Below are 25,805 nucleotides of genomic sequence, written 5' to 3'. Positions count from 1 at the left end.
GTCACTCCTTCTCGGCCAGCTCGACGGCGGCCCTCTCGATGTCCTGCTCGCCGAGCAGCACGTGGTTCGCGGCGGTGCCCAGCGGTACGAAGCTGTCGTGGCTGGCGACCCGGGCGATGCGGCCGTCGTAGCCGGCCTCGACCAGCGCCGTGACGACCCCCTCGCCGACGCCGCCGGAGTGGCGGGTCTCGTCGGCCACCAGCACCTTGCCGGTGAGGTTGGCCTCGCGGACGAGGTCCTCGACCGGCAGCGGCGCCAGCCAGCGCAGGTCCAGCACCCGGGCCGCGATGTCGCTCGCGGCCAGCCGCCGCGCCACCCGCAGGCTCATCGGCACGCCGTTGCCGAACGTGACGATGGTGAGATCGGCGGTGTCACTCTCGCGACCGGACCCTCCGGCAGGGCCCGAGCCTTCGCCGTGCACCCTCGCCCGCCCGATCGGCACATGCTCGCCGCCGTCGACCGACAGCCACTCACCGTCGCCGTCGGAGTGCAGGTCGCGGACGTGGTAGAGCGCGATCGGCTCGAGGAACGCCGACACCGTCCCGTCGACGGCAGCAGCGGCGAGGCACGTCCGCAGCATCGCCGCCGCGTCGTCGCCGCGGGACGGGCAGGCGACCACCAGACCGGGAATGTCGCGCAGCACGGCCACGCCGTTGTCGTTGTGGAAGTGCCCGCCGAAGCCGCGCTGGTAGGCGAGACCGGCGACGCGCACCACCAACGGGTTGCGGTACTGCCCGGTGGAGAAGAACGCCAGCGAGGCCGCCTCGCCGCGCAGCTGGTCCTCGGCGTTGTGCAGGTAGGCGAGGTACTGGATCTCGGGGACGGGGAGCAGCCCGGCCAGGCCCGCGCCCAGCCCGAGGCCGAGGATCGACTGCTCGTCCAGCAGCGTGTCGAAGACCCGGGCGCGGCCGTGCGTGCGCGCCAGCCCGCGGGTGACGCCGTAGACGCCGCCCTTGCGCCCGACGTCCTCGCCGAACAGGACGACGCGGCGGTCGCGCTCGAGGGCGGCGGAGAGCGTGGCGTTGATCGACTCGGCGAGGGTGGCCGGCTCGCCGTCGCGCGACTCGTCGTAGAGGCCCCGGGCGGCGACGGCGACGGCATCGGGCGTGCGCGGGGAGAGGGGAGCGACGATCTCCGTGGCGGACCCGAGGGTGCGGGCATCCCGCAACGACTCGGCGACGGTGTCGACCTCGGCCCGCAGCGCGCGGTAGCGGGCCAGCAGCTCATCGGCTGTCGCGGCGCCGGCCGCGACCAGCGCGCGGGCCGTGCCGAGGATCGGGTCGCGGGCGTGGTCGGCGGCCATCTGCGTGGGCGTGCGGTAGCTGATCTCGGCGTCGCTGCCGGCGTGGCCGAGGTAACGGACGGTCTCGAGGTGCAGGAACGCCGGCTTGCGCTCCGACCTGACGTAGCCCACGGCCCGCTTCGCGCCCGTGAGCGCCGTCGCCGGGTCCGAGCCGTCGACCCGGATGTAGGTCAGCCCCGGCCGCGACCCGTACGCCGTCTCGACCCAGCCGGCCGGCGTCGGGACCGAGATGCCGAGGCCGTTGTCCTCGCACACGAACAGCACCGGCACCGGCAGCCCGCGGAACGCCGTGTTCAGCGCGGTGTTGATCGCGCCGACGGCGGTCGAGTGGTTGGCCGACGCGTCGCCGAACGAGCAGACCACCACGGCGTCGGCCGGCCAGGCCGCGGGCACGCCGAGGCGGTGCGCCCGGTGCAGCGCGACGGCCAGCCCGACCGCGCGCGGCAGGTGCGAGGCGATGGTCGACGTCTGCGGGATGATCGACAGCCCCGCGTGGCCGAAGACCTTGTGCCGGCCGCCGGCGATCGGCTCGTCGGCGGCGCCCATGAGGCTCTGCAGCACGTCGCGGACCGGCGTGCTGCCGGGCACCTGGGCCGCCCGGGCGGCATAGAAGCCGCCCGAGCGGTAGTGCAGCAGCGCTGGGTCGCTCGGTCGCAACGCGGTCGCGACCAGCGCGTTCGCCTCGTGTCCGGCCGAGGAGATGGTGTAGAAGCCGCGCCCGGCCGCCTGCAGCTCGCGGGCGACGACGTCGAGGTGCCGGCTGGTCACCTGGGCGTCGAAGACGCCGCGCAGCACCCCCGCGGAACCGGCGGCTGACACCGTTGCCCCCGGAGTCGCCGCGGGCGGCTCGGCGAGCGCCGAGATCGCCGCGACCAGCGACTCGTCGAGCGCGGCGGGCGTGGTCACTGGTCGTCGTCGAGCCGGAAGGCGAGATCCGCGTCGAGGTCGGCGACGTCCATCTGAGCCTTCTGCAGCCGCCCGGAGTAGTCCCAGTTGACCGACTGCCAGCGGGTGAACTGGTCGAGCACCCACATGCCGGACTGCCGCGAGCCGTTGCCGGACTTGCCGTTGCCGCCGAACGGCAGATGCGCCTCGGCGCCGGACGTGGAGTTGTTGATGCTCACCATGCCGGCCGAGATGCCGCGCCGGTACGCGAACGCGTCGGCCGGGTTCGTCGTGTAGATGGAGCTGGACAGCCCGTAGCCCGGCGCGTTGGCGAGGTCGATGGCCTCGTCGAGCGTCGAGTACGAGGTGATGCCGACGATGGGGCCGAACGTCTCCTGGTCGAACAGCTCGTCGCCCGGGCGGACGCCGTCGACGACCACCGGGTGGTAGAAGAGGCCCTTCGTGGGATCGCCGACGAAGCCGGGGCGCGGGTTGCCCTCGGTGATGCGGCCGGTGCGCCCGAGCACGGTGTGCTGCGGCTGCACCCAGCCGAGGAACTTCTCGTACCGCTCGGCGAACTTGGCGTCGAGCAGCGGGCCCATGAGGACGTCCTGGGACGGGTCGCCGACGGCGGCGGAGTCGACCGCGGCGGTGTAGCGGCGCACGAACTCGTCGTGCAGCGACTCGTGCACGATGACCGTGCCCAGCGACGTGCACCGCTGGCCGGCGGTGCCGAAGCCGGAGAACAGCGCGCCCTCGACGGCGAGGTCGAGGTCGGCGCTCGGTGCCACGACGAGCGGGTTCTTGCCGCCCAGCTCGAGGCAGGCGGTCTGCAGGTGCCGGCCGGTGAGCGCGCCGATCTCGCGGCCCACCTCCGACGACCCGGTGAAGCCGACCTTGTCGATGTAGCCGAGCTCGAGCGACTCCTGCAGGCCGGCGTAGGTCTCGGCACCGTCGGCATGCACGAGGTTGAACACGCCGTCGGGCAGCCCGCCGCCCCTGACGAACAGGTCGTGGAAGGCGTTGGAGACGACCGCGGAGTACTCGGCCGGCTTCCACACGATGGTGTTGCCGGTGAGCAGCGCCGGGACGATGTACCAGGACGGCACGGCCACCGGGAAGTTGCCGGCGGTGATGACCGCGACCGTGCCGACCGGGTTGCGGAACGTGAACAGCTGCTTGTCCGGCATCTCGCTGGGCACCGTCTGGCCGTAGAGACGCCGGCCCTCGCCCAGGAAGAAGTCGCAGGTGTCGACGATCTCGCGAACCTCGCCGAGCGCTTCGGCGTAGGGCTTGCCGATCTCGCGCGTGACCAGCCGCGCCAGCGACTCGGCGTTCTCCTCGACCACGCGGCCGATGTGGGCGATGGCCCGCCCTCGCACCGGCGCCGGCACGTCGGCCCACGCCTTCTGCGCGTTGCGGGCGACGACGGCGGCGGCGGTGAAGATGCGGCCCGGGACCAGGCTGACCTCGCCGACGACGTCGTCGAGGTCGGCCGGGTTGAGGCTGGCGATCGTGCGGTCGCCGGGGACGGGACGGCCGTCGACGACGGAGGTGACGGTGCGGGTCACGGTGCGTGTGCTCCTCGGGTGCTCAGACGCGGGCGAACTGACGGGCGACGGCGCGGCCGAGCGCCGCGACGGCGAGGTCGATCTCATCATCGGTCACCGACAGCGCGGGGCGGAAGCGGATCGCCCGTTCGCCGCTGGGCAGCGCGATGACCTGCTCCTTCTCGCGGAGGTCGGACAGGACGGCGTCGCGGGTGGCGCCGTCGGGCAGGTCGCAGGCGAGCATGAGGCCGCGGCCGCGCACGTTGCTGACGGCGCCGGTCTCGGTGGCGACGGCGCGCAGCCCGGCGAGGAACCGCTCGCCCTTGGCGCGGGCGGCCTCGACGAGGCCGTCGCGCTCGATGATCTCGAGCAGGCGGCGCGAGCGGACCATGTCGGCCAGCCCGCCGCCCCAGGTGGAGTTGATGCGGCCGGAGACGGTGAACACGTTGTCGGCGACCTCGTCGACCCGGCCGCCGGCCATGATGCCGCCGACCTGGGTCTTCTTCGAGAACGCGACGACGTCGGGCCGCAGGCCGAGCTGCTGGTAGGCCCAGGCGGACCCCGTGGTGCCGGCGCCGGTCTGGACCTCGTCGACGATGAACAGCGCGTCGTGCTCGTGCACCAGGGCCTGCATGGCCTGCAGGAACTCGGCGCGCATGTGGTTGTCGCCGCCCTCGCCCTGGATCGGCTCGCAGATGAACGCGGCGATGTCGTGCGGGTGTGCCTCGAACGCGGCCCGGGCCTGGTCGAGGGCGTGCCGCTCGGCCTCCTCGACCTCGGCCAGGTGCTCCTCGAGCGGGAACGTGATGGCCGGGACGTCGATGCGCGGCCAGTCGAACTGCGGGAACCGGGCGGTCTTGTTCGGCTCGGTGTTCGTGAGCGACATGGTGTAGCCGCTGCGCCCGTGGAACGCGCGGGTGAGGTGCATGACCCGGGTGCCCAGGCGCGGGTCGCGGCCGTTGGCCTCGTTGTGCCGGCTCTTCCAGTCGAAGGCGACCTTGAGCGCGTTCTCGACGGCCAGCGCGCCGCCCTCGACGAAGAACAGGTGCGGCAGCCGCGGATCGCCGAGCACGCGGACGAACGTCTCGGTGAACTCGGCGAGGTGGATCGAGTAGATGTCGGGGTTCGCCGGCTTGTTCGCGGCGACGCGGCCCAGCAGGTCCATGAACGCGAGGTCGTCGACCAGGCCGGGCGGGTTGCAGCCCAGCGGCGCGGACGCGAAGAAGGTGTACATGTCGAGGTAGCGCTTGCCGTCGCGGGCGTCGACCAGCCAGCTGCCCTGGCTCGCGTCGGTGTCGAGGACCAGCTTGAAGCCGTCGGTCAGCAGGTGCCTGCCCAGCACGGCGTGGACCTCGGCGGCGGTGATGGTGAGCTGTTCGGCCACGATCGGTGAACCTCCTCGAACCGGGAACGGTGACAGAAGACGTCCCTCGTGAGGCTCGCCTTCCTGTAATTCTTGCGTTGTTGGGCGGGTATCGCAAGAAGACATCCCGTCCCGGTCCGGCGCGAATGGGCGCTTCCGGCGCGTTTCAGACGGCGCGCTGCAGCAGGACGGTGTCGAGCCAGCGCCCGTGCTTGTGCCCGACGGCGCTCAGCCGGCCGGCCTCGGTGAAGCCGAGGGAGCGGTGCAGGGCCAGTGACGGGTTCGGTTCGCCCTTCTCGTCGACGACGACGGCGACCAGCTGCCGGACGGCGGTGCGTGTGCAGGCGTCGAGAAGCGCCGTCACCAAGGACCGGCCGAGGCCCCGGCCGGTGTGCGCGGGGGAGAGGTAGACGGTGTTCTCGGCGGTGTGCCGGTAGGCCGGCTTCGGCCGCCAGGGCGCGGCGTAGGCGTAGCCGGCCACCGCGCCGGTGTCCGCTTCCGCCGTGACGAGGAAGGGGAGCCCGTGGTCGTCGAGGTCGGCGAGCTTGCGTGCCCAGTCAGCGACCGTCGGGGGCGTCTCCTCGAACGTGACGACGCTGGTCTCGACGTAGTGGGCGAAGATCGCGGCGACGGCGGGCAGGTCGGCCACCGTCGCCGGGCGGATGACCGGCCGTTCGCTATAGCGAAGCATGCCTCATTATAGTGATTCGTCATGGACCTCGAAGCGCTCGGCCGGCGCATCACCGACGCGCGGCTGCAACGCCGCACGACCATGAAGGCGCTGGCCGAGCGGGCCGGCGTCAGCGCCAGCATGCTCTGGTCGGTCGAGCGCGGCCGCAAGGCGCCCACCGTCGTCGTGCTGGACCGGATCGCCCGGGCGCTGGGCACCCCGCTCGCCGCGCTGCTCGACACCGGCGAGGTAGCGCGGGTGATCGTCCGCCGGGCCGCCGAGCAGGACGTCGCCGAGGCGCCCGACGGCTGGCGGCGCACCATCCTGACGCCGGTGGTGCCGGGGGTGAACTTCGAGTGGGTCCGCACCGAGCTCCCGCCGCACTGCGAGCGCCTCGACTACCCGGGGTGGGCGGCGGGCTCGCACGAGTACGTCGTCGTCGAGACCGGCCGACTGCGGCTGACCCTCCGCGTGGACGACGTGTACGAGCTCACGGCCGGCGACTCGATCTACTTCGCCGCCGACGTCGCGCACGCGTACGCCAACCCCTGGGCCGAGCCGTGCACGTACCACGTGGCCGCGTTGATCATGCGTCCGCGCACGTGACGGCCGCGGCTCACTCCTCGGCCGGGAGCATCCGCACCTCGGCGCCCCCGGCCGCACCGTCGAGCGCGAACGTCAGCAGGTCGCGGCCCTCGGCCTCGACGGCGTCGGTCTCCGCAGCCGACAGCGGGCGGAACGGCGTCACCGTCAGCACCCCGTCCTCGAGCCGCCACCATCCCGCCACCTCGCCGTCGACCAGCAGCGCGTGCGGGACGACGCCGTTGCGGCGGTTCATCCGCTTGCGGCTGACGTCGTCGACGACGCGGGTGCGGTCGGCGTGCGAGCGGAGCACGTTGTCGAAGTCGGGCAGGAACCGGACCGGAGCGGGGGTGTCGGCCGGCGGCCGGGGCGCCCCGGGCAGATCGAACAGCTCGCGGCCGGCCTCGTCGCGGAAGACGCGCAGTGACGGCCGCAGCTCGTCGACCACCGACTTCAGCCGGGTCAGCCCGCACCAGGTCTGCACGTCCATGACCGACGCCGGACCGAACGACCCGAGATAGCGGCGCACGTACTCCGCCGGCGACGGCGCCGGGTCCAGCGGCCGCCCGAGCCAGTCCTCCACCGTCGTCACCCGGGTCTGGCCTCTCTGTCCCCAGACGGCGCGCGGCGGCACCTGCACCAGCCCGAGCAGTGCCCGCGCCACGTACGCGAGGTGGGTCGGCCCGACGCCGGGCCACGACGGCGCCAGCAGCGCGCCCAGCTCGGCCATGGTGCGCGGCTTCTCGTCGAGCAGCGTCCGGGCGGCCGCGGCGACGGCGTCGACGTCGATGCCGGCCAGCGCCTTCGCGTGCTCGGCGTTCGTGCGCAGATCGGTGACGTACAGAGGCTGCACCCACGCCCGCACGCCCACCGCGTCGGGCACCGAGAGCAGGTGGATGGTGCCCCGCTGCGCGGCGACGCGCACCACCGTCCGGTCGACCAGCAGCCGGGCGAGGTCGTCGGGCCGGAACCCGCGCAGCCGGGACCAGAGCTGGTAGTACGGCGAGAACGGCTGCTGAGCCTGCAGCCCCGCCAGGTGCTCGACGGTCTGGAGCACCTGGCGGTCGGCGCGGTCCAGCAGCAGCTGCCGGGCCAGCGTGGCACGGTTCAGCTCGCGCCGGGTGAGCACGTCGGGCATGCGCCCCACCCTCTCGCACCCCGGCGGCGACGTCACTCGGGGGCGGCGGGGACAATCGGCGGGTGACGACGACGCTCTACCGCAACGGCCGCATCCACAGTCCCGCCGACCCGTTCGCGACCGCGATGGTGGTGGTCGACGACACCGTCGCCTGGGTGGGCGCCGAGGGCGCCGCGCAGACACACCTCGACGCGGCCGACGAGGTCGTCGACCTGGAGGACGCGCTGGTCGCCCCCGCGTTCGTCGACGCGCACGTGCACCTGACGGAGACCGGGCTGGCCCACGACGGCCTCGCGCTGGAGGGGCTCGCCAGCCTGACCGCTCTGCTCGACCTGGTCGCGGCGCGGGCGAAGGAACGGCCGAACGAGGTGATCCTGGGCTTCGGCTGGGAGGAGGACGGCTGGCCCGAGCGTCGCGCGCCGCTGCCCGACGAGCTCGACCGCGCGGCCGCAGGCGCCCCCGTCTACCTCGCCCGCCGCGACGTGCACACCGCCGCCGTGTCGAGTGCGCTGCTCAACGCCGACCCGTCCATCGCCCGCGCCGACGGCGCCTCGGGCGGCGTGGTGCGTCGCGACGCACACCACCGCGCCCGGCAGGCCGCCCGGTCCGCCGTCCCCGCCGGTCGGATGGCACGGCTGCGCGAGGACGCGCTGCGGCACGCGGCGTCGCTGGGCATCGGTGCCGTGCACGAGATCGGCGCGCCGCACATCAGCGACCCGTCGGACTTCGCGGCCGTCCTCGCGTTGGGGTCGTCCCCGGAGCTGCCGGACGTCATCGGCTACTGGGGCGCGACGGCGGTCGGCGAGGCCCAGGCGCTGGGCGCGGCCGGCGCCGCGGGGGACCTCAACGTCGACGGCTCGATCGGCTCGCGCAGCGCCCGGCTGTCGGCGCCGTACGCGGACGACCCGTCATCTCGCGGGTTGCTCTATCTCCACCCCGAGACCGCCGCCGAACACGTCATCGCCTGCACGCGGGCCGGCATCCAGGCCGGCTTCCACTGCATCGGCGACGAGGCCGTCCGGGTCGCCGTCGAGGCCGTCGCCGCAGCCGCCGAGGTGTGCGGGCTGGCCGCCGTGGTCGGCTCGCGGCACCGGCTGGAGCACGTCGAGATGATCGACGACCTGCTGATCGCCGAACTGGCGCGGCTCGGGGTGGTGGCGAGCGTGCAACCGGCGTTCGACGCGCTGTGGGGCGGGTCCGACGGGCTGTACGTGGAGCGGCTGGGTCCCGATCGGGGCGTGTCGTTGAACCCGTTCGCCGCCATGGCCCGGGCCGGCGTGCTGCTCGCGTTCGGGTCGGACTCACCGGTGACGCCGCTGGCCGGCTGGGAGACCGTGCGCGCGGCGTCGCAGCACCGCACGCCGTCGCAGCGGCTGAGCGCCCGGGCCGCCTTCACGGCGGCGACCCGAGGCGGCTGGCGGGCGGCGCGCGTGGAGGACGCCGGCGTGCTGGCGCCCGGGATGCGGGCCTCGTTCGCGGTGTGGGAGGTGCCGTACGAGCTGGTCGTCCAGGCGCCGGACTCGCGGGTGGCCGCGTGGTCGACCGATCCGCGGGCCGGTGTGCCGGGGCTGCCCGACCTGTCGCCGGGCGCGCCGCTGCCCCGATGCCTGCGCACCGTGGTCCGGGGGAGGACGGTGTACTCGGCGCAGTCTTGACCTGGCGACAGGAGAGGACCCGCTCGCCCCGTCCGGCCGGAACCGGAGCCGCCGGACGTCATGGGCGTCGCCGGCGGATCGATCGTCGGGCCGATGGTGCCCCTCGTCCTCCTGCTCGTCGTCCCGGCCGGCTTCGTGATCGATCTCGCGACCCGCTGACGATTGATGATCATGGGAGGCGGTTTGTCCGTCTCGGCGATCACGACACGCCGGTGGATGTCAATGTTTTGAGATCGACTTCCGCGGATCCAATCGTGCCTGACCAGCTTCGCAGAGGCGTTTCCGCAGGTCGACCAGCGGCTTGACACCCTGCCTTTGCGTGCAGCAAAGTCACGACAGTCCACCAGCGGACGAAACCGTTCGGGTCGACGGCCCGGGCGGGCGTTGCGAGGAGGGTCGAGGGGCGGTTCCGGTGTCTCACCGGGGCCGGGCATCCTTCGTGAGCCAGGCCCTCGCTCGCATGGCTCGCCCGTATGTCGCTCGCAACGGCACGGGGTGAGACGAGGTCGGGCCCGGCCCGCCCAGTAGACAACGGTCCGCGAGCCGCATCCAGCGGCGTCCGCGGCCCGGTCCGAAGGGCGGAGCCGGGCTGCGTCCTTCGTCACACATCGCTGGATCGCACCGGCCCCGGGCACTCTCTGCCCAGGGTGCACGTTGAACCGTCGCGCGATCGGCATCACACTTGACGGGGCAGCCCGCATCGATGGGTCGCCAACGCCAGCCGCTGGACGTCGGACGGAGCACGACACGTGAGTCACCTGTGGCGATACGCAGGAGCCGCGCTCCTCGGCGCGTCCCTCACCGCCGCGTTCCCGCCGTACGACCTCTGGATCGTCGCGGTACTCGTTCCTGCCGCCTTCGCGCTGCTGGTCCGCGACCAGCCGCTGAAGCGCTCGGCCGTGCTGGGCTACCTGTTCGGCGCCGGGTTCTTCCTGCCGCTGCTGGACTGGACCGGCATGGAGGTCGGGCCGATCCCGTGGATCATCCTGGCCTTGTTCGAGGCGCTGTTCTTCATCCCGCTGGCGCTCGGCGTCACGCTGGTTATGCGGCTGCCCGGCTGGCCGGTGTGGACGGCGGCGGTCTGGGTCGCCGACGAGGCCGTCCGCGGCCGCATCCCGTACGGCGGCTTCACCTGGGGCAAGCTGGCGTTCTCGCAGGCCGACAGCCCCACGCTGGGCCTGGTGTCCTGGTTCGGCTCGCCCGGGCTCTCGTTCGCCATCGCGCTGGCCGGCGGACTGCTGGCCTGGGTCGTCGTCGAGCGGCGGCTCTGGATCCGCGCGGCGGCCGCAGCCGGCGCCATCGCCGTCGTCCTCGTCCCGGCGCTCATCCAGCCCATGGAGCCCGGCGGCGACACCGTCACCGTGGCGATCGTGCAGGGCAACGTGCCCGCCGAGGGGCTGGCCTACAACGACGAGAAGCGCGCCATCACGCGCAACCACGTCGAGGCCACCGAGCGGCTTGCCGAAGACGTCGAGGCCGGCCGGGTCGAGCGACCCGACATCGTCGTGTGGCCCGAGAACTCCTCCGACATCAGCCCCTTCGACGACGCCGACACCCGCCGGGCCATCGACGGCGCCGTGCGCGCCATCGGCGTGCCGACGCTGATCAGCGCCATCGTCCCCACCGAGGACGGCCGCAACGTCCGCAACACCTCGATCCTCTGGGACCCCGCCGACGGGCCGGGGCAGACCTACGTCAAGCGGCATCCGATGCCCTTCGGCGAGTACATCCCGTTCCGGTCCATCGCCGAGCGCATCACCGACGCCGTCCGCCAGCAGCCGCGCGACCACCTGCCCGGCGACCGCATCGGCACCTTCCAGGTCGGCGACGTCACCCTCGGCGACGTCATCTGCTTCGAGGTCGCCTTCGACGGCATCGTCCGCGATGCCGTGAACGAGGGCGCGCAGTTCCTCGCCGTCCAGACCAACAACGCCACGTTCGGGCGCACCGAGATGACCGAGCAGCAGCTCGCGCAGTCGCGGCTGCGGGCGTTCGAGCACGGCCGGACGGTGCTGGTGTCGGCCCTGGCCGGGGTCAGCGCCGTCGTCGCCCCCGACGGCAGCGTGCTCGACCGCGCCGAGCTGTTCACCCAGGACGTCCTGGTCACCGACGTCGCGCTGGCCGACGGCCGCACGCCGGCCACCCGCCTCGGCGCCTGGCCCGAGTGGCTGCTCACCGCGATGGGCGCCGGCGCCGTCGCGCTCGTCATCGTCAACGCACGCCGCGACCGGCGCGACGACAGACCCGTCGACGACCAGTCCCGGCCCGCCGTCGAGGCGGGGGTACAGTGACGTCCGTCCTGGTGGTGATCCCGACCTACAACGAGGCTCTGACCATCGCCAAGGCCGTCGACCGCACCCGCACGTCGGTGCCCGACGCCCACGTCCTGGTGGTCGACGACGGCTCGCCCGACGGCACCGGCGCCATCGCCGACGAGCTCGCCGACCTCGACGACCACGTCCACGTGCTGCACCGCGGCGGCAAGCAGGGCCTCGGCGCGGCCTACCTGGCCGGCTTCGGCTGGGGGCTGTCGCGCGACTACGACGTCCTGGTCGAGATGGACGCCGACGGCTCGCACCAGCCCGAGGAGCTGCCGCTGCTGCTGCACGCGCTCGAGCGGGCCGACCTCGTCATCGGGTCGCGGTACGTGCCCGGCGGGCGGACCGTCAACTGGCCGTACAAGCGGCAGGCCATCTCGCGCATCGGCAACACCTACACCCGCATCGTCCTCGGGACGACGCTGCGCGACTCCACCGGCGGGTTCCGGGCGTATCGCGCCTCCGCCCTGCGCGCACTGGACATGCAGGCCGTGGCGTCGCAAGGTTATTGCTTCCAGGTCGACATGGCGTGGCGGACCATCCGGGCCGGTCTTCGGGTCATGGAGGTCCCCATCACGTTCGTCGAGCGCGAGCAGGGAGAGTCGAAGATGGACGGCAGGATCGTGCGCGAGGCGCTGTGGCGGGTCACCCAGTGGGGTGCCGCCCACCGCGGCCGGCAGCTGCGCGGACTGCTCGGAGGGAGCCGGCGGTGAGACGCTTCGGCCCGTTAGCCCTCGGCGTGATCGAACTGATCGCGCTGGTCATGGTGGCCAACTGGGTCGGACTCGGGTGGGCGCTGCTGATCCTGGCCGGCACCAGCGTCCTCGGCGTCGCCCTGCTGCGCATCGAAGGACTGCGCGCCTGGTCCGAACTGCGCGCCGCCGCGGCCGACGGCCGCTATCCCGAGGGCGAGGCCGAGACCGCCAACGCCCGGTCGGCGCGCATGGCCGACACCGGCGCGCGCATCCTCTCCGGCATCCTGTTGACCTTCCCCGGGTTCGTCACCGACCTCATCGGCCTGGTCCTGCTGGTCCCGCCCGTCCGCCGCGGCGTCGGCCGGCGGCTGGCCGCCTCGGCGTTCCGGACCTTCCCCGGCCGGCGTGGGCCCGGCGGACTCGGCCGCCCCGGCGGGCAGGGTGGTCCGGGTGCGACCGGGCCGGGTGGCATCCACCACGGCGTCGTCATCGAGGGCGAGGTCGTCGAGAACGACTCGCCCCGCGACCAGCGCTGACCCCGTCGCCCCGGCGGCCGCCGACTCGGGTCGGGCGCGCGCGAGCGTGCAGACATCGAGGCCGACTGCTGGCATGGTGCGTCGACAGGCCGACGATGGTCCCCGCCCTCGGCCGCCCAGCGGAAACGCTCGATCATGGAGAAAGGGAGGCTTCCGCCGCGCGACGGAGCCGGCCTTCTCCATGATCGATCCGGGCAGGGTGAGACGACGCCGGTAAGGGATGAGCGGACATGACAACGCGCCTGCCCCGGATGGGTTCCGGGGCAGGCGCGGTTCAGCGGACGAGACGAACGGCCGTGGCCGTCAGGCGGTCTTCTTGCGACGCGCCCCTCGGTCGGCCAGGTGGGCGGCACCGGGGATGAGCCCGGAGCGCAGCAGTTCGAGCCGCTCGTCGAGAAGCGCCTCGAGGTCCTCGATGGAGCGGCGCTCGAGCAGCATGTCCCAGTGGGTGCGCGCCGGCTTGGCCGGGGCCTCCTCGGGACGGTCAGTGGCGACACGCAGCGACTCCGAGCCGCACCGCGGGCAGTCCCACAGTGCCGGCACCTCAGCCTCGGTCGAGAAGGTCATCTCGAAGCGGTGGCCGGCGGTGCAGCTGTAGGCGACCGTCTGGCGCTCGGCGAACTCGACGCCGCGCTCGTCCTCGTAGCTCGTCGCGCCGAGGCGGGAGCCGCGCAGGGTGGAACGCTCGGACATGTGTGAAACCCTTCCGGGGCGGTAGCCCCTGGGACGAGACGTCGGTCCATTACCTCGCCGTGGTGGTCAGGTAGCGATCACAACGACATGGTGACAACGGACAGCCGAAGAGTAATGTTCCGCGTTCTCTGTGATAATGCAATTCGGGTGACGTGATGTTCCTCACCGGTAACGATCGACCGACCGGGGCACCTGGTTGCCCGCCGCGAGAATGCCGGCCCGCAGGTCGACCCGCGACAGCAGGATCATCCCGGCGATGAAGAACGTCACCAGCACGAGCACCGACCACCGGTAGCTACCCGTCAACTGGAACGCCAAACCGAACGCCAGGGTTCCGAACCAGCTCGTGCCGCGCTCGGCGGCCTGGTAGAGACTGAAGTACTCCGCCTCCTTGCCCTTGGGGACGAGCAGGCTGAACAGCGAGCGCGACAGCGCCTGGCTGCCGCCCAGCACGAACCCGATGGCCACGGCCAGGACGAGGAACGGCACCACCTGCTCGACCGGCAGGAAGAACGCCGAGGCGACGACCACCGTCCACAGCCCCAGGCTGGTCATGACGACGTTCTTGGCACCGTACCGGTTCGCCAGCCGACCCAGCGCCAGCGCGCCGCCGAAGGCCACGAACTGCACGATGAGGATCGCGATGATCAGGACGTCCTCGCCGAGCCCGAGCTCGCGGTTGCCGTAGATCGACGACGCCGAGATGACGGTCTGGACGCCGTCGTTGTAGAGCATGTACGCGATCAGGAACAGCAGGGTCTGCGGGTAGCCGCGGGCATGCCGAAGCGTCTCGCGCAGCTGGCCGAACGCCTGCCGGCCGGCCCCGCCGCCGACTCGCTCCACGCCGGTGGCGGGCCGGTCGCGGATGCCGCGGTAGGGGATGATCGTCCACGCCGCCCACCACAGCCCGGCCGACAGCAGGCTGATGCGGACGGTGTCGGACCGGCTCAGCCCGAACGGCTCCAGTGTCACCAGGGCGAGGTTCAGCGCCAGCAGCAGGCCGCCGCCCAGGTAGCCGAACGCCCAGCCGCGCGACGACACGCGGTCGCGGTCGTCCTCGTGCGCGATCTGCACCAGGATCGCGTCATAGACGACCATCGATGAGCCGAGACAGATCGCCGCGACCACCAGCAGTCCGGCCCCGAGCTGCCAGTTCGCCCCGACGACGAAGAACATCGCCGCGGCCGCGGCGGACCCCGTCCACGCGAAGCCGGCCATGAGGTGCCGCTTCTTGGACGTGCGGTCGGCGATCGCCCCCACGATCGGCAGCAGGATCGCCGACAGGATGGTCGCGAACGTGACGGTGTACGCGGCCACCGACCCGGCGGCGATGGGGATGCCCAGCACGGACAGGTCGCCGCGGCACGGGTCGCCTGTGGTGCCGGCCTCGCCGCAGGCGGCAGTCTCGGCGACCGCCGTCAGGTACGGACCGAACAGGACGGTGGCCGTCGTGGTGACGAAGGCCGAGTTCGCCCAGTCGTAGAAGTACCATGCACGGTGCTCCCTGGCCCGCTCGACGGGGTCGGCCAGCGGGCCCGACGGGGCGAGGACGCGGGTCACGCGCGGACGCTACCGGGTGCGGGGCCGTCGTGGCCAGACGACACGATGGCTCGACGATGAACGAGTGATGAGGAGACGACGACGGTGACGGTGCGGGAGATCCGCCTCTACGGCGACCCGGTGTTGCGGACGGTGGCCGATCCGGTCAAGGAGTTCGGCGAGGCGAGCCGCGCGCTGGCCCAGGACCTGCTCGACACGCTCGACCTGCCCGGGCGGGCGGGCGTGGCGGCGCCGCAGATCGGCGTGCCGCTGCGGGCGTTCTCGTACGACCTCGAGGGGCAGCGAGGCGTCGTGTTCAACCCCACCCTGGTCGCGACCGAGGGGGAGCAGGGCGGCGAGGAAGGGTGCCTGTCGGTGCCCGGCCTCTGGTTCCCGACGCCGCGGGCCGCCTGGGCCGCCGTCGAGGGCTTCGACGCCGACGGCGAGCCGGTGCGGGTCGAGGGCGAGGGCGAACTGGCCCGCTGCCTGCAGCACGAGACCGACCACGTCGACGGCATCGTCTACATCCACCGACTCGAGCCGTCGATCCGCCGGGGCGCCATGCGCGAGATCCGCCGCACGGCCTGGTTCAGTGCCTGACCGGGACCCGGCGCGACGCCGGCCGGTGCAGGTCGGGCTGCTGCTGCCGCACCTCGAGGGCTCCTACCTCGGTGGCACCGCCCGCTGGGCCGACCTCGCCGCCCTCGCCATCGCGGCCGAGGATGCCGGCTTCGACTCGCTCTGGCTCGCCGACCACCTGCTGTACCGGTTCCCCGACACCCCGCAGCTCGGCGTGACGGAGTGCTGGTCGCTCATGGCGGCGCTCGCGGCGGTGACCCGCCGGGTCGAGCTCGGCACGCTGGTCACCGTCACGCCGTGGCGCAACCCGGCGATGTTCGCCAAGGCGGTCGACGCCGTCGAGGAGATCAGCGGCGGACGGGTGATCCTCGGCCTCGGCGCGGGCTCGCACGGGCCCGAGTTCCCGGCGTTCGGCTACGACAGCTGGGAGCACCGGGTGAGCCGGTTCGAGGAGGAGATCGGCATCATCCACACCCTCCTGCGCACCGGCCGCATCGATCACCAGGGCCGCTTCCACACGATCCGCGACTGCGAGCTGCGCCCGCGCGGGCCGCGCCCCGAAGGCCCGCCGATCATGGTCGGCGCCCTGCGGCCCCGGATGCTGCGCCTGGTCGCCGCCTACGCCGACGAGTGGAACATCCCGTGGCGCCAGAGCGTCGAGGAGCTGGCCGAGGTGAGCCCGCGCGGCGACGAGGCGTGTGCCGCCGCCGGCCGCGACCCGGCCACGCTGCGGCGTTCGGCAGCACTGCAGGTCGACCTGCCCGACGTCGCCTCGCACCCGGGCAGCGAGCTGTACCGGTCCGGGCGCGGGCGCGCGATCCGTGGCGAGCCGACCCAGGTGGCCGAGACGCTGCGCGGGTACGCCGCGGCCGGCGTGTCGCACATCCAGGTCTGGCTGGACCCGAGCTCCGTCGCCGGCATCGAGTGGTTCGCCGACGTCCTGGCCGACCTCGACCGCGGCTAGGCTTCGCGACGACGTGAGCGCGTCGTGAGGGGGGCCATGACCATCGACGACGAGGACGACCTGCGGTCCGACATCGCTGCGGCGAAAGCGCTCATGCGGCTGACGTCCGGCGGCGGCCGCGAGCGAGCGGGACCGTCGTCGTCCACGCCTTCGGCGTGAAGGCGGAGGTCACCAACGTGCACAAGGACGACGGCCGCGAACTGACCGAGCGGCTGCGCGAGCGCCTCGCCGCCCCCGGACCAGCCGCGGCGGCCCCGCCGGCCCTGCCGGCCGCGGACGGGATCATCGAGCAGATCCGCCGGCTGGGCGAGCTGCACGGCGACGGGATCCTCACCGACGAGGAGTTCGCCGCGAAGAAGGCCGAGCTGCTGCGCCGGCTCTGATCAGCTCGGCGGGTCCCACTGGCCGCGCGACTCGAGGACGTCGCGGAGCAGGTCGGCGCGGTCGGTGATGATCCCGTCGACGCCGAGGTCGAGCAGCCGGCGCATCTCGGCCGGCTCGTTCACCGTCCAGACGTGCACCTGCCGGCCCGCGGCGTGCGCGGCCGCCACGGTCGCCGTCGTCACCACCGTCCGGCCCCGGAACGTCGCCGGCACCTGCAGGCAGTCGACCCCGCGCAGGACGGAGGCGGCGAACCGGCGCGCGCCGGGGGTGGACGCCGCCCCCACGAAGGCCGCGATCAGCGCCTGGCCGGCCGACGTGGCGACCGGCGAGGCCACCCGGCGCACCACGGCCCGGCGGCGCGCGTCGGAGAACGAGGCGACGCACACCCGGTCGTGGGCGCGGGTGCGGTCGAGCACCCGGGCCAGCGGCACGACGGCGCCGGCGGACTTCACGTCGATGTTCACCCGCAGGTCCGGCCAGCTGCCCAGCACGTCCTCGAGCGCCGGCACCGGCTCGACCCCGCCGATCAGCGCGCGGCGCACCTCGGCCCAGGGGAGGGCGGCGACGGCGCCGGTGCGATCGGTGACGCGATCCAGCGTGGCGTCGTGCAGGGCGACGGCCACGCCGTCGGCCGTGGCGTGGACGTCGGTCTCGACGTACCCGTAGCCGAGATCCACGGCTGCGGCGAAGGCGGCCATGCTGTTCTCGAGACCGTCGAGGGAGAATCCCCGGTGGGCCAGCGCGAGCGGGCCCGGACGGTCGAGATACGGATGAGGTCCGGGCACGGGGCCAGGCTAACCGGCACAGGAGGCGGTGTGAGCGAGGACGGGGACCTGCGCGACGTGGTGCTGCGCTGGCACGCGGGCTGGGTGACGGCGCGCGACTACCGCAGCAGCGTCGACGGCGACGTCGTGACGGTGCGCATCGGGCTGCCGGACCGCATCACCGAGACGATCCTGCTCAGCGACGACCCGGACCTCTACGCCGACGTGGCCGCGCGGATCGGCGGGCCGAGCCGCTGGCTCACGGCGCCCACCAGTGACCGCGCGCGGACCGAGGCCGCCGCCGTCGCCGCCGGGTTCGAGCTGCACCCGCCGGAGTGGCTGATGTCGCGCGCGCTCGACGACCAGCTCGGGCCGGCCGCGCCGGACGGCTACGAGGTGTGGCTCAGCGGCCGGCCGCCGGTCCTGGTCGCCGAGGTCGTGACGGCCGGCGGCGACCCGCGCGCGCTCGCGGCCAAGGGCCACCTGGCCGTCGCCGGCGCGGGCGACGCCGACGCCGTCGCCGACCGCATCTTCACCGTCCCCGCGCACCGCCGGCGCGGGCTCGGCTCCGTCGTCATGGGGGCGCTGACGGCGGCGGCCCGCGAGCGGGGCGCGCGGACCGGGCTGCTGGTCGCGTCGGCCGACGGGCGCAAGCTCTACGAGCGCCTCGGCTGGCGGCTGGAGGCGGAGATGGCGGTGGCGCACTGGTCCGGCCACGCGGCGCCCGAGGCGCCCGGAGAACCGTTAGAGTGATGCCCGTCGCGACTGGCGCAACGGCCCGGGAGACCGGGCACGGGTGGAACCGACCACCGGGGAGCAGACGTCCGTGGCACCGCGCGCCTGGGTGCCCCGGAAGACACCGACACATCGAGGGGATGTGGCTCTCGCCATGACCACCAACGACCGCGCCGCGCTGCAGGCCGCCGACCCTGAGGTGGCCGCGCTCATCACGGCCGAAGAGGAGCGGCAGCGCCAGACGCTGAAGCTGATCCCGTCCGAGAACTACGTCTCCAAGGCGGTTCTCGAGGCCACCGGGACGGTGCTGACCAACAAGTACTCCGAGGGCTACGCCGGGCGCCGCTACTACGAGGGCCAGCAGGTCATCGACCAGCTCGAGACCCTCGCCGTCGAGCGGGCCAAGGCGCTGTTCGGCGCCGACCACGCCAACGTGCAGCCGTACTCCGGCTCGCCGGCCAACCTCGCCGTCTACCTGGCCACGGCCGACGCCGGCGACACCGTCATGGGCATGTCGCTGCCCATGGGCGGGCACCTGACCCACGGCTGGAAGGTGTCGGCCACGGGGACCTGGTTCCGTCCCGTGCAGTACGACGTGCGGCGCGACACCGGCCGCATCGACCTCGACCAGGTCCGCGAGATCGCGCTGGCCGAGCGGCCGAAGCTGATCTTCTGCGGCGGCACGGCCATCCCGCGCACCATCGACTTCGCCGGGTTCGCGGCCATCGCGCAGGAGGTCGGCGCCGTCCTGGTCGCCGACATCGCGCACATCGCCGGCCTGGTCGTCGGCGGGGCGCACCCGACACCCGTCGGCCACGCCGACATCGTCACCACCACCACGCACAAGACCCTGCGCGGGCCGCGCGGCGCCATGATCCTCACCACCGAGGAGTACGCCAAGCCCATCGACAAGGCCGTCTTCCCCGGCCTGCAGGGCGGCCCGCACAACCACACGACCGCCGGCATCGCCGTCGCGCTCGCCGAGGCCGCGCAGCCGGACTTCAAGGACTACGCGCACCAGATCGTCGCCAACGCGGCGACGCTGGCCGACGAGCTGCTGGCCCGCGGGTTCGACCTGGTCTCCGGCGGCACCGACAACCATCTGATCCTCATCGACCTCACGTCGAAGGGCGTCGCCGGCAAGCCCGCCGCGCAGGCGCTCGACCGGGCCGGCCTCGAGACCAACTACAACACCGTCCCGTTCGACCCCCGCAAGCCGTTCGACCCCTCGGGCCTGCGCATCGGCACTCCGGCGCTGACCAGCCGCGGCATGGGTGACGCCGAGATGCGCGAGGTCGGCCGCTGGCTCGACGAGGTCGTCACGGCCGCCGCCGGGTCCGACGCGGACGCGCTCGAGGCGGTCATCGGGCGGGTGCGCGGCGAGGTCACCGAGCTGACCGGCCGGTTCCCGACCCCGGGCCTCGACGGCTGAGATCGCTCGACAGCCGACGGGTGACGGCGAGCGGCGGCGTCAGCGGGCGGCGGGCCGGACGAGCGAGAGCTCCGGTCCGCCGTCGAGGCGGAAGCCGACCCCGCGGGTGGCGCGGATGCTCACGGAGGCGCCGACCTCGCGGAGCTTGGCCCGCAGCCGCTTGATGACCGACTGCACCGCTGCCGGGCCGGCGATGTAGGTGCCGCCCCAGGCGTGTTCGTGCAGCTGCTGGTAGGTCCAGACCTGGCCGGGGCGGCCCGCCAGGCAGCCGAGCACCTTGAACTCGTACGGCGTCAGAGCCAGTCCGCGGCCGTGCCAGGTGGCCTCGTGCCGGGAGAGGTGGAGGGCGAGGCCGCCGACCCGCACCACCTCGTCGGGCGGCGGCGGCGACGGCGAGCGGACCGGCACGGCGGCGGCACTTCCGGCCAGCCGGCGCAGGAAACTGCCGGCGCTGCCGGCGTCGGGCGCGAGCACGAGGATGCCGGCGCCGTCGAACTGGCCCGCGAGTCGCGCCCGCTCGGCCGGGGAGCTGGTGATGCACACGACCACCGGTGCCGGGTCACTGGGCATGGCCGCCGCCCATCGTCTCGATCACCGGCTCGCGAACCGGCTCGACCGTCACCGACGCCGACCAGAGGGTGTCGAAGAGCAGCCCGAGCGCCCCGGCCAGCTCGCGGCTGCGCACGATGAGCGCGACCACGCCGCCGACGCCGGAGGCGAACAGCGGCATCAGCACGGTGTGGGAGTCGAACACGGCGAACTTCATGGGCAGGTCGCTGTGGTAGACGCGGGCCTCTTCACCGGCGGCGATCCAGGCCCCGATGTTGTCGGCGACGGCCGGGTGGTGCATGAGGCCGTGGTCGTAGATGGCGCGCGCCCGGACCCCGCGGGCCAGCGCGTCCAGCTCGGGCTGGTTGGAGCCGCCGACCTGGACCGGCCGGCGCACCACGATGTCGATGCTCTCTTCGGCCGCGGCGTGCAGCCGGTCGAAGCGGTCGCCGACGAGCTTGGGCGTGCGCAGGATCTCGACCAGCTCGCCGTCGCCGCCGGCATGGGAGCCGAACCGCCGCATGAGCTCGGGCAGCGCCGTCTCGACGTTGCGCTCGCGCTCGCGCAGCTCCTCGCGGTCGCGCTCGAGCAGCCCCGCGAACGCGACATCGGGTGCCGACGGCGCGAACCTGCTGCTGTAGCCCGCGCCGGCGTCGACCAGGCCCTTGTCGACCAGCGACCGCAGGATGAGGTAGACACTGCTGCGCGAGGTGCCGGTGATGTCGGCGATGGTGCCGGCGGCCAGCGGTGACTGCTCGAGCAGACACAGGTAGACACGCGCCTCGGTCTTGGTGAGGCCCAGCTCTTCGAGCAGCGACTCGGTCTGCACACGCGCCTCCGGGATGTCCGCTATGCCGGATGTGCGGTTCATCGTGACCCCGCACGGCCCGCCGCGTCAAACACGTCGTACAAGCTGTGGACGACATCCTCCAATTGCCCGTGAACTGCCCTGATCCCGACCCGGAATCCGCCCGTTTCCGCCCCTAGGGTCACTGCCACTGTCGGCGTCATGGGAGGTCAGGTCGATGAACATGCGGGTGCGGGCCGGGCTGGGCGTGCTGGGCGCGCTCGCGCTGGCGGCGGCGTTCGTCCCGGTCCCGACGACGGCCGCGGTTCCCGCGGCCGTCCCGGCGGCCGTCCCGGCGGCCGGGACGGCCGCCGACGCGCCGGCGCCCATCGAGGCGCAGCTGCGTCGTCAGCTGGCCGCCGAGGACACCGCCGAGCTCTGGGTCCGGTTCGAGGACGAGGCCGACCTGGCGGCGGCCGCGGCGGTCGCGGACTGGACCGAGCGAGGCGCGGCGGTGGCGGCCGCGCTGCGGCAGACCGCCGAGAGCAGCCAGGCCGCCGTCCGCGAACGGCTCGACGAGGAAGGCGTCGCGTACGAGGCGTTCTGGGCCACCAACGCCATCCGGATCCAGGCGGGCACCGCCGAGCTCGCGGCCGAGCTGGCCGCGCAGCCGGAGGTCGGCTCGCTCCACCCGGCCCGTGCCTACGAGTTGCCCGACCCCGACACCCGGCCGGCCGCCCACGCCCGCGCGGCCGCCGCCGTCGAGTGGGGCATCGCGAACATCAACGCCGACGACGTCTGGGCGCAGTACGGCGTCGCGGGCGAGGGCATCACGGTCGCGAGCATCGACTCCGGCGTCCAGTACGACCACCCGGCCCTGGCCGGCCAGTACCGCGGCGCCCGCGCCGACGGCACCGTCGACCACGCCTACAACTGGTTCGACGCCCGGGGCGTCTGCGGCGGGGCCCCGTGCGACGACAACGGCCACGGCACCCACACCATGGGCACCATGGCCGGCGACGACGCGGGCGGCAGCGCCATCGGGGTGGCGCCCGGAGCGCGCTGGATCGCGACCAACGGCTGCTGCACCGACGAGGCCCTGATCGCATCGGGCCAGTGGCTGCTCGAGCCCACCGACCCGCACGGTGAGCACCCCGACGCGAGCCGCCGGCCGCACGTCGTCAACAACTCGTGGGGCAGCCAGACACCGTCGACCGACCCGTTCATGGAGGACATCAGCCGGGCCTGGGCGGCCTCGGGGATCTTCGCGGTCTGGGCCAACGGCAACCTCGGCTCCCGCTGCCTGACGTCCAGCTCGCCGGGCAGCCGGACCGTCAACTACTCGGTCGGCGCCTACGACGTCACGGACACGATCGCCGGGTTCTCCGGCCGTGGCACCGGCCAGGACGGCGAGATCAAGCCGAACCTCTCCGCGCCCGGGGTCGACGTCCGGTCCGCCTGGCCGGGCGGGGGTTACGAGATCGCCGACGGCACGTCGATGGCCGCACCGCACGTGGCGGGCGCCGTCGCGCTCGCGTGGTCGGCGGCGCCCGCGCTGGCCGGCGACGTGGAGAGCACCATCGAGCTGCTCGACGGCACCGCCCGCGACACCGCGAACGACGAGTGCGGCGGCACCGCCGAGGACAACAACGTGTTCGGCGAGGGCCGGCTCGACGCGCTCGCGCTGCTCGACTCCGCACCGGTCGGCGACACCGGCACGCTGGTCACCACGGTCACCGACGCCGCGACCGGCGAGCCGGTCCCGGGCGCGCTGATCTCGATCACCGGACCGGTCGAGCGCGAACGGACCACCGGCGACGACGGCAGCTACACCGTCCCGTTGCGGGTCGGCGACTACGAGGTGACGGCGACGGCGTTCGGCTACGTACCGCGCTCGGGTTCGGTGACGGTCACGCAGGACGAGACGGCGACCCTCGAGCTCGCCCTGACGGCACAGGACACCGTCACCGTCAGCGGCCGGGTCACCGACGGGTCCGGGCAGGGCTGGCCCCTGCACGCCGAGGTCACGGTCGACGCCATGCCCGGCGGCACCGTGCACACCGACCCGGAGACCGGGCGGTACGCCGTCGAGGTTCCGGCGGGCGCGTCGTACACCCTCGCCGTCGCCTCGGAGTATCCCGGCTACCAGCCGGGCGCCGCCACCGTCGTCGCCGGGGACGAGGACGTGACGGCCGACATCGCGCTCGCCCGGGTGGCCGGCCGATGCACGACCCCCGGCTACGCGTACACCTACACCGGCGGCGGCACCGACCTCGACCACGGCCTGCCCGCCGGCTGGACGGTCGCCGACGGCAACGGCAGCGGCGAGGTCTGGGCGTTCGACGATCCGTACGACAAGGGCAACCTCACCGGCGGCAGCGAGGCCTCGGCCAGTGTGCAGAGCCCCGGACTCGGCGTCTACGTCGACACCACGCTGACCACGCCGGTCTACGACCTCAGCGACGACGCCGCGCCGGTCATCGGGTTCCGGCAGGCGCTCAACCAGCTCGGCGACGTCGCGGACGTCGACCTCAGCCTCGACGGCGGCGTCACCTGGGAGACCGTGCTGCGCCAGACCGGCGTCAACACGCGCGGCGGCGTGGAGCGGACGATCCCGATCCCGCAGGCCGCCGGGGATCCGGACGTCCAGGTGCGGTTCCACTACTACGACGCCCGGTTCAGCTCGTACTCCTGGCAGCTCGACGACGTGTACGTCGGCAGCCGCGAGTGCGTGCCGGTCGAGGGCGGGCTGGTGGTCGGAACCGTCACCGACGCCAACACGGGCACGCCGCTCACCGGGGCCCGCGTGGCCGACGCCGCGGCGCCGCTCGACCCGGTCGAGTCGGTGGACGGGTTCTACGCGCTGTTCGCGGCCGGTGTCACGCCCGTCCTCACGGCCGACGCCGACCGGTACGCCCGCGGCGAGCACGCTGTCGCCGTCGTCGCCGGGGGCGTGACCAGGCACGACATCGCACTCGCCGCGGGCCGGCTGGCGGTGTCCGGCGGTATCGACACGGCGCTCGAACTGGGCGCGTCGGCCGAGCACACCGTCACGCTGACCAACACCGGGACCGCGCCGGTCGCCGTCGAGCTCACCGAGCGGCAGGGGAGCAGCACGATCCTGCGGCCCGACGGCAGCAGCCTCGGCCGGGCCGACGTCGCGGCCGCCGAGGGCGCGGAGATCGTGCGGGTCGACGGCGACGCGTCGCCGCTCGGCTTCGACCCGGCGACCGACGGTGCCACCGGCGGCGCGGCCGGCTCGGCGGGCGCCGGAACGCCTGCCGACGGGCCGTGGACCGACCTCGCCGACTACCCGATGCCGGTGCTCGACAACGCCGTCGGCGAGCTGAACGGGCGCATCTTCTCCGTCGGCGGCATCGGCGGCACCGGGAACCTCGACTGGGTGAGCGCGGGCTGGACGTACGACCCGGCGACGCTGCGCTGGGAACCGATCGCCGACCTGCCGCAGGCCCGCGAGGCCGCCATGGGTGCCGTCATCGGCGAGTTGTTCTACGTCACCGGCGGGCGGTGGAGCGACCAGCGGCCCAAGAGCGACACCTGGGCCTACGACGCGCACACCGACCGGTGGACGGCCCTGGCCGCGGCGCCGATGCCCGTCTACGGCGCCGGACGGGCGGTGCTCGACGGGCAGCTGTACGTGGTCGGCGGCTGCGACAACAACTGCGGCCGCGACACCGTCTACCGCTACGACCCGCCGACGGACACCTGGGCCACGCTGGCGCCGTACCCCACCAGCACGTCGCGGCAGGCCTGCGCCGGTATCGAGGGCCGGGTGTACTGCGCCGGCGGCATCCAGCGCGACGGCCGCATCTCCGACCACACGTACGCCTACGACCCCGCCACCGACAGCTGGAGCCGGGTCGCCGACCTGCCGGCGGCTCGTTGGGGCATGGCCTATACCGGCGCGTCCGACGAGCTGATCGTCGCCGGCGGCTACGACGGCACCGCCATCACCAACGAGAGCTGGGCGTACGACCCCGACACCGACGCCTGGCTCGACCTCCCGGCGCCGGCGAACGTGCTGTACCGCGCCGGCAGCACGTGCGGCCTGAACCGGGTCGGCGGCAGCGACCGGACGGGATTCTTCCCGGTCACGACCGTGGACCAGCTCCCGACGTACGGCGACTGCCGGTCGGCCGACGTGTCCTGGCTGTCCGTCGGCGACGCGCCGGGCGTGCTGGAGCCCGGCGAGTCGGCCGACGTGACGCTGCACGTCACCGCCGGCGTCGCCCAGCCGGGGACGTACGAGGGCGGGCTCTGGGTGCGCGAGGACACCCCGTACGCCCTCGACCCCGTCGACGTGTCGCTGACCGTCGAGGTGCCACGCCGCTGGGGTGCGCTGAGCGGGACGGTGACGGGCGAGGCCTGCGGTTCGGGCGGCGAGGACGGGCCCGTCTCCGGGGCGCACGTGCTGATCGACGGCCGCGGCGCCGACGCGACCGTCCGCACCGACCGCGACGGCCGGTTCCTGCGCTGGCTGGACCGGTCGGAGATGCCGCTGACCCTCACGACGACGGCGGACGGCTATGAGTCCGACTCGCGCCGCGTCCGGCCGCCCGCTGCCGGCCCGTCGGTCGTGGAGGTGCGGCTGGCCTGCCCCTGACCGCCCACCCGACGTCGATCTTGGAGTGAGTGCGGTAGTCATCGGACATTCCGGACCGGA

At 73.5% G+C, this 25,805-nt stretch carries 22 protein-coding genes; 12 read left to right on the top strand and 10 right to left on the bottom strand.

Annotated elements, in window-relative coordinates; all coding sequences use genetic code 11:
• Window position 1: 1 nt before the first annotated feature.
• From E1212_RS09485 to E1212_RS09470, 4 genes are read right to left on the bottom strand one after another with little or no spacing between them, the layout of a single operon-like run.
• Window positions 2–2,209, bottom strand: coding sequence for a thiamine pyrophosphate-dependent enzyme (locus E1212_RS09485; protein WP_131981650.1), 2,208 nt, complete (start codon window positions 2,207–2,209; stop codon window positions 2–4).
• Window positions 2,206–3,759, bottom strand: coding sequence for an aldehyde dehydrogenase family protein (locus tag E1212_RS09480; RefSeq protein WP_203416703.1), 1,554 nt, complete (start codon window positions 3,757–3,759; stop codon window positions 2,206–2,208). Before E1212_RS09480 ends, E1212_RS09485 begins: the two co-directional genes overlap by 4 nt.
• A 22-nt stretch (window positions 3,760–3,781) precedes the next feature.
• Window positions 3,782–5,227 carry an L-lysine 6-transaminase gene (lat, locus tag E1212_RS09475; RefSeq protein WP_131981648.1) on the bottom strand — a complete coding sequence of 482 codons (1,446 nt, stop codon included), beginning with the start codon at window positions 5,225–5,227 and terminating at the stop codon, window positions 3,782–3,784.
• A gap of 40 nt (window positions 5,228–5,267) precedes the next feature.
• Window positions 5,268–5,792, bottom strand: a complete 525-nt coding sequence (locus E1212_RS09470; protein WP_131981646.1) for a GNAT family N-acetyltransferase — start codon at window positions 5,790–5,792, stop codon at window positions 5,268–5,270.
• A 21-nt stretch (window positions 5,793–5,813) separates the two neighbouring features.
• Here E1212_RS09470 and E1212_RS09465 point away from each other — a divergent pair, with 21 nt between their 5' ends.
• The gene (locus E1212_RS09465; RefSeq protein ID WP_131981644.1) at window positions 5,814–6,377 is read left to right on the top strand and encodes a helix-turn-helix domain-containing protein; all 564 of its coding nucleotides are present in this window, start codon (window positions 5,814–5,816) and stop codon (window positions 6,375–6,377) included.
• A 10-nt stretch (window positions 6,378–6,387) separates the two neighbouring features.
• On the opposite strand, the gene E1212_RS09460 is transcribed toward E1212_RS09465, so the two are convergent.
• Window positions 6,388–7,491, bottom strand: a complete 1,104-nt coding sequence (locus E1212_RS09460) for a winged helix DNA-binding domain-containing protein (protein ID WP_131981642.1) — start codon at window positions 7,489–7,491, stop codon at window positions 6,388–6,390.
• Between the two features lie 62 nt (window positions 7,492–7,553).
• Here E1212_RS09460 and E1212_RS09455 point away from each other — a divergent pair, with 62 nt between their 5' ends.
• The 4 genes from E1212_RS09455 to E1212_RS09440 all read left to right on the top strand — a co-directional run bounded on the left by E1212_RS09455 (window position 7,554) and on the right by E1212_RS09440 (window position 12,695).
• Window positions 7,554–9,146: an amidohydrolase gene (locus tag E1212_RS09455; protein WP_203416702.1), complete on the top strand. Its 1,593-nt coding sequence runs from the start codon at window positions 7,554–7,556 to the stop codon at window positions 9,144–9,146.
• Between the two features lie 749 nt (window positions 9,147–9,895).
• Window positions 9,896–11,437 (top strand): apolipoprotein N-acyltransferase, encoded by a 1,542-nt coding sequence (gene lnt / locus E1212_RS09450; protein ID WP_131981640.1) that lies wholly within the window; start codon window positions 9,896–9,898, stop codon window positions 11,435–11,437.
• The gene (locus E1212_RS09445; RefSeq protein ID WP_203416701.1) at window positions 11,434–12,177 is read left to right on the top strand and encodes a polyprenol monophosphomannose synthase; all 744 of its coding nucleotides are present in this window, start codon (window positions 11,434–11,436) and stop codon (window positions 12,175–12,177) included. Before lnt ends, E1212_RS09445 begins: the two co-directional genes overlap by 4 nt.
• A gap of 26 nt (window positions 12,178–12,203) precedes the next feature.
• A complete protein-coding gene (locus E1212_RS09440; RefSeq protein WP_131981638.1) occupies window positions 12,204–12,695 on the top strand; it encodes an FxsA family protein in 492 nt (163 codons plus the stop codon).
• A gap of 303 nt (window positions 12,696–12,998) precedes the next feature.
• Here the strand turns inward: E1212_RS09440 and E1212_RS09435 are convergent, their stop codons facing one another.
• Both E1212_RS09435 and E1212_RS09430 read right to left on the bottom strand, forming a co-directional pair.
• On the bottom strand, window positions 12,999–13,388 hold the full coding sequence (locus E1212_RS09435; protein WP_119659602.1) for an RNA polymerase-binding protein RbpA: 390 nt from the start codon (window positions 13,386–13,388) through the stop codon (window positions 12,999–13,001).
• A 162-nt stretch (window positions 13,389–13,550) separates the two neighbouring features.
• The gene (locus tag E1212_RS09430) at window positions 13,551–14,948 is read right to left on the bottom strand and encodes an MFS transporter (protein WP_203416700.1); all 1,398 of its coding nucleotides are present in this window, start codon (window positions 14,946–14,948) and stop codon (window positions 13,551–13,553) included.
• Between the two features lie 84 nt (window positions 14,949–15,032).
• Between E1212_RS09430 and E1212_RS09425 the strand changes: the two genes are divergently transcribed.
• The 4 genes from E1212_RS09425 to E1212_RS09415 are packed head-to-tail and all read left to right on the top strand — an operon-like array spanning window position 15,033 to window position 16,853.
• Entirely contained in the window at window positions 15,033–15,527 is a 495-nt protein-coding gene (locus E1212_RS09425) for a peptide deformylase (protein ID WP_131981636.1), read from the top strand.
• Window positions 15,520–16,470 carry an LLM class flavin-dependent oxidoreductase gene (locus tag E1212_RS09420; RefSeq protein WP_131981634.1) on the top strand — a complete coding sequence of 317 codons (951 nt, stop codon included), beginning with the start codon at window positions 15,520–15,522 and terminating at the stop codon, window positions 16,468–16,470. Before E1212_RS09425 ends, E1212_RS09420 begins: the two co-directional genes overlap by 8 nt.
• A 36-nt stretch (window positions 16,471–16,506) precedes the next feature.
• Window positions 16,507–16,629, top strand: a complete 123-nt coding sequence (locus E1212_RS30740) for a hypothetical protein (protein ID WP_275296158.1) — start codon at window positions 16,507–16,509, stop codon at window positions 16,627–16,629.
• Window positions 16,626–16,853: an SHOCT domain-containing protein gene (locus E1212_RS09415; protein ID WP_131981632.1), complete on the top strand. Its 228-nt coding sequence runs from the start codon at window positions 16,626–16,628 to the stop codon at window positions 16,851–16,853. Before E1212_RS30740 ends, E1212_RS09415 begins: the two co-directional genes overlap by 4 nt.
• Here the strand turns inward: E1212_RS09415 and E1212_RS09410 are convergent, their stop codons facing one another.
• On the bottom strand, window positions 16,854–17,639 hold the full coding sequence (locus tag E1212_RS09410) for a glycerophosphodiester phosphodiesterase family protein (RefSeq protein ID WP_131981630.1): 786 nt from the start codon (window positions 17,637–17,639) through the stop codon (window positions 16,854–16,856).
• A 30-nt stretch (window positions 17,640–17,669) separates the two neighbouring features.
• Between E1212_RS09410 and E1212_RS09405 the strand changes: the two genes are divergently transcribed.
• Window positions 17,670–18,371 carry a GNAT family N-acetyltransferase gene (locus E1212_RS09405; protein ID WP_203416699.1) on the top strand — a complete coding sequence of 234 codons (702 nt, stop codon included), beginning with the start codon at window positions 17,670–17,672 and terminating at the stop codon, window positions 18,369–18,371.
• A 136-nt stretch (window positions 18,372–18,507) separates the two neighbouring features.
• The gene (locus E1212_RS09400; RefSeq protein ID WP_131981626.1) at window positions 18,508–19,785 is read left to right on the top strand and encodes a serine hydroxymethyltransferase; all 1,278 of its coding nucleotides are present in this window, start codon (window positions 18,508–18,510) and stop codon (window positions 19,783–19,785) included.
• Between the two features lie 39 nt (window positions 19,786–19,824).
• On the opposite strand, the gene E1212_RS09395 is transcribed toward E1212_RS09400, so the two are convergent.
• Window positions 19,825–20,355 carry a winged helix-turn-helix domain-containing protein gene (locus tag E1212_RS09395; RefSeq protein WP_131981624.1) on the bottom strand — a complete coding sequence of 177 codons (531 nt, stop codon included), beginning with the start codon at window positions 20,353–20,355 and terminating at the stop codon, window positions 19,825–19,827.
• The gene (locus E1212_RS09390) at window positions 20,345–21,205 is read right to left on the bottom strand and encodes a TrmB family transcriptional regulator (RefSeq protein WP_131981622.1); all 861 of its coding nucleotides are present in this window, start codon (window positions 21,203–21,205) and stop codon (window positions 20,345–20,347) included. Before E1212_RS09390 ends, E1212_RS09395 begins: the two co-directional genes overlap by 11 nt.
• Before the next feature lie 154 nt (window positions 21,206–21,359).
• On the opposite strand from E1212_RS09390, the gene E1212_RS09385 reads away from it, so the two are divergent.
• Window positions 21,360–25,745, top strand: a complete 4,386-nt coding sequence (locus E1212_RS09385) for a S8 family serine peptidase (protein ID WP_131981620.1) — start codon at window positions 21,360–21,362, stop codon at window positions 25,743–25,745.
• Window positions 25,746–25,805 lie beyond the last annotated feature (60 nt).

This window comes from Jiangella ureilytica (genome assembly GCF_004348545.1).
In the GTDB taxonomy this organism is placed as follows: Bacteria; Actinomycetota; Actinomycetes; order Jiangellales; family Jiangellaceae; genus Jiangella; species Jiangella ureilytica.
Note: the sequence above shows the minus strand (reverse complement) of the source record. Positions and strands in the feature narration are given on the sequence as shown.

Coding starts and splice junctions, on each gene's coding strand:
- E1212_RS09465 (WP_131981644.1), top strand. CDS start 5,814: ATGGACCTCGAAGCGCTCGGCCGGCGCATCACCGACGCGCGGCTGCAA.
- E1212_RS09390 (WP_131981622.1), bottom strand. CDS start 21,205: ATGAACCGCACATCCGGCATAGCGGACATCCCGGAGGCGCGTGTGCAG.
- E1212_RS09400 (WP_131981626.1), top strand. CDS start 18,508: ATGACCACCAACGACCGCGCCGCGCTGCAGGCCGCCGACCCTGAGGTG.
- lat (WP_131981648.1), bottom strand. CDS start 5,227: ATGTCTTCTTGCGATACCCGCCCAACAACGCAAGAATTACAGGAAGGC.
- E1212_RS09470 (WP_131981646.1), bottom strand. CDS start 5,792: ATGCTTCGCTATAGCGAACGGCCGGTCATCCGCCCGGCGACGGTGGCC.
- E1212_RS09385 (WP_131981620.1), top strand. CDS start 21,360: ATGAACATGCGGGTGCGGGCCGGGCTGGGCGTGCTGGGCGCGCTCGCG.
- E1212_RS30740 (WP_275296158.1), top strand. CDS start 16,507: ATGACCATCGACGACGAGGACGACCTGCGGTCCGACATCGCTGCGGCG.
- E1212_RS09395 (WP_131981624.1), bottom strand. CDS start 20,355: ATGCCCAGTGACCCGGCACCGGTGGTCGTGTGCATCACCAGCTCCCCG.
- E1212_RS09460 (WP_131981642.1), bottom strand. CDS start 7,491: ATGCCCGACGTGCTCACCCGGCGCGAGCTGAACCGTGCCACGCTGGCC.
- E1212_RS09435 (WP_119659602.1), bottom strand. CDS start 13,388: ATGTCCGAGCGTTCCACCCTGCGCGGCTCCCGCCTCGGCGCGACGAGC.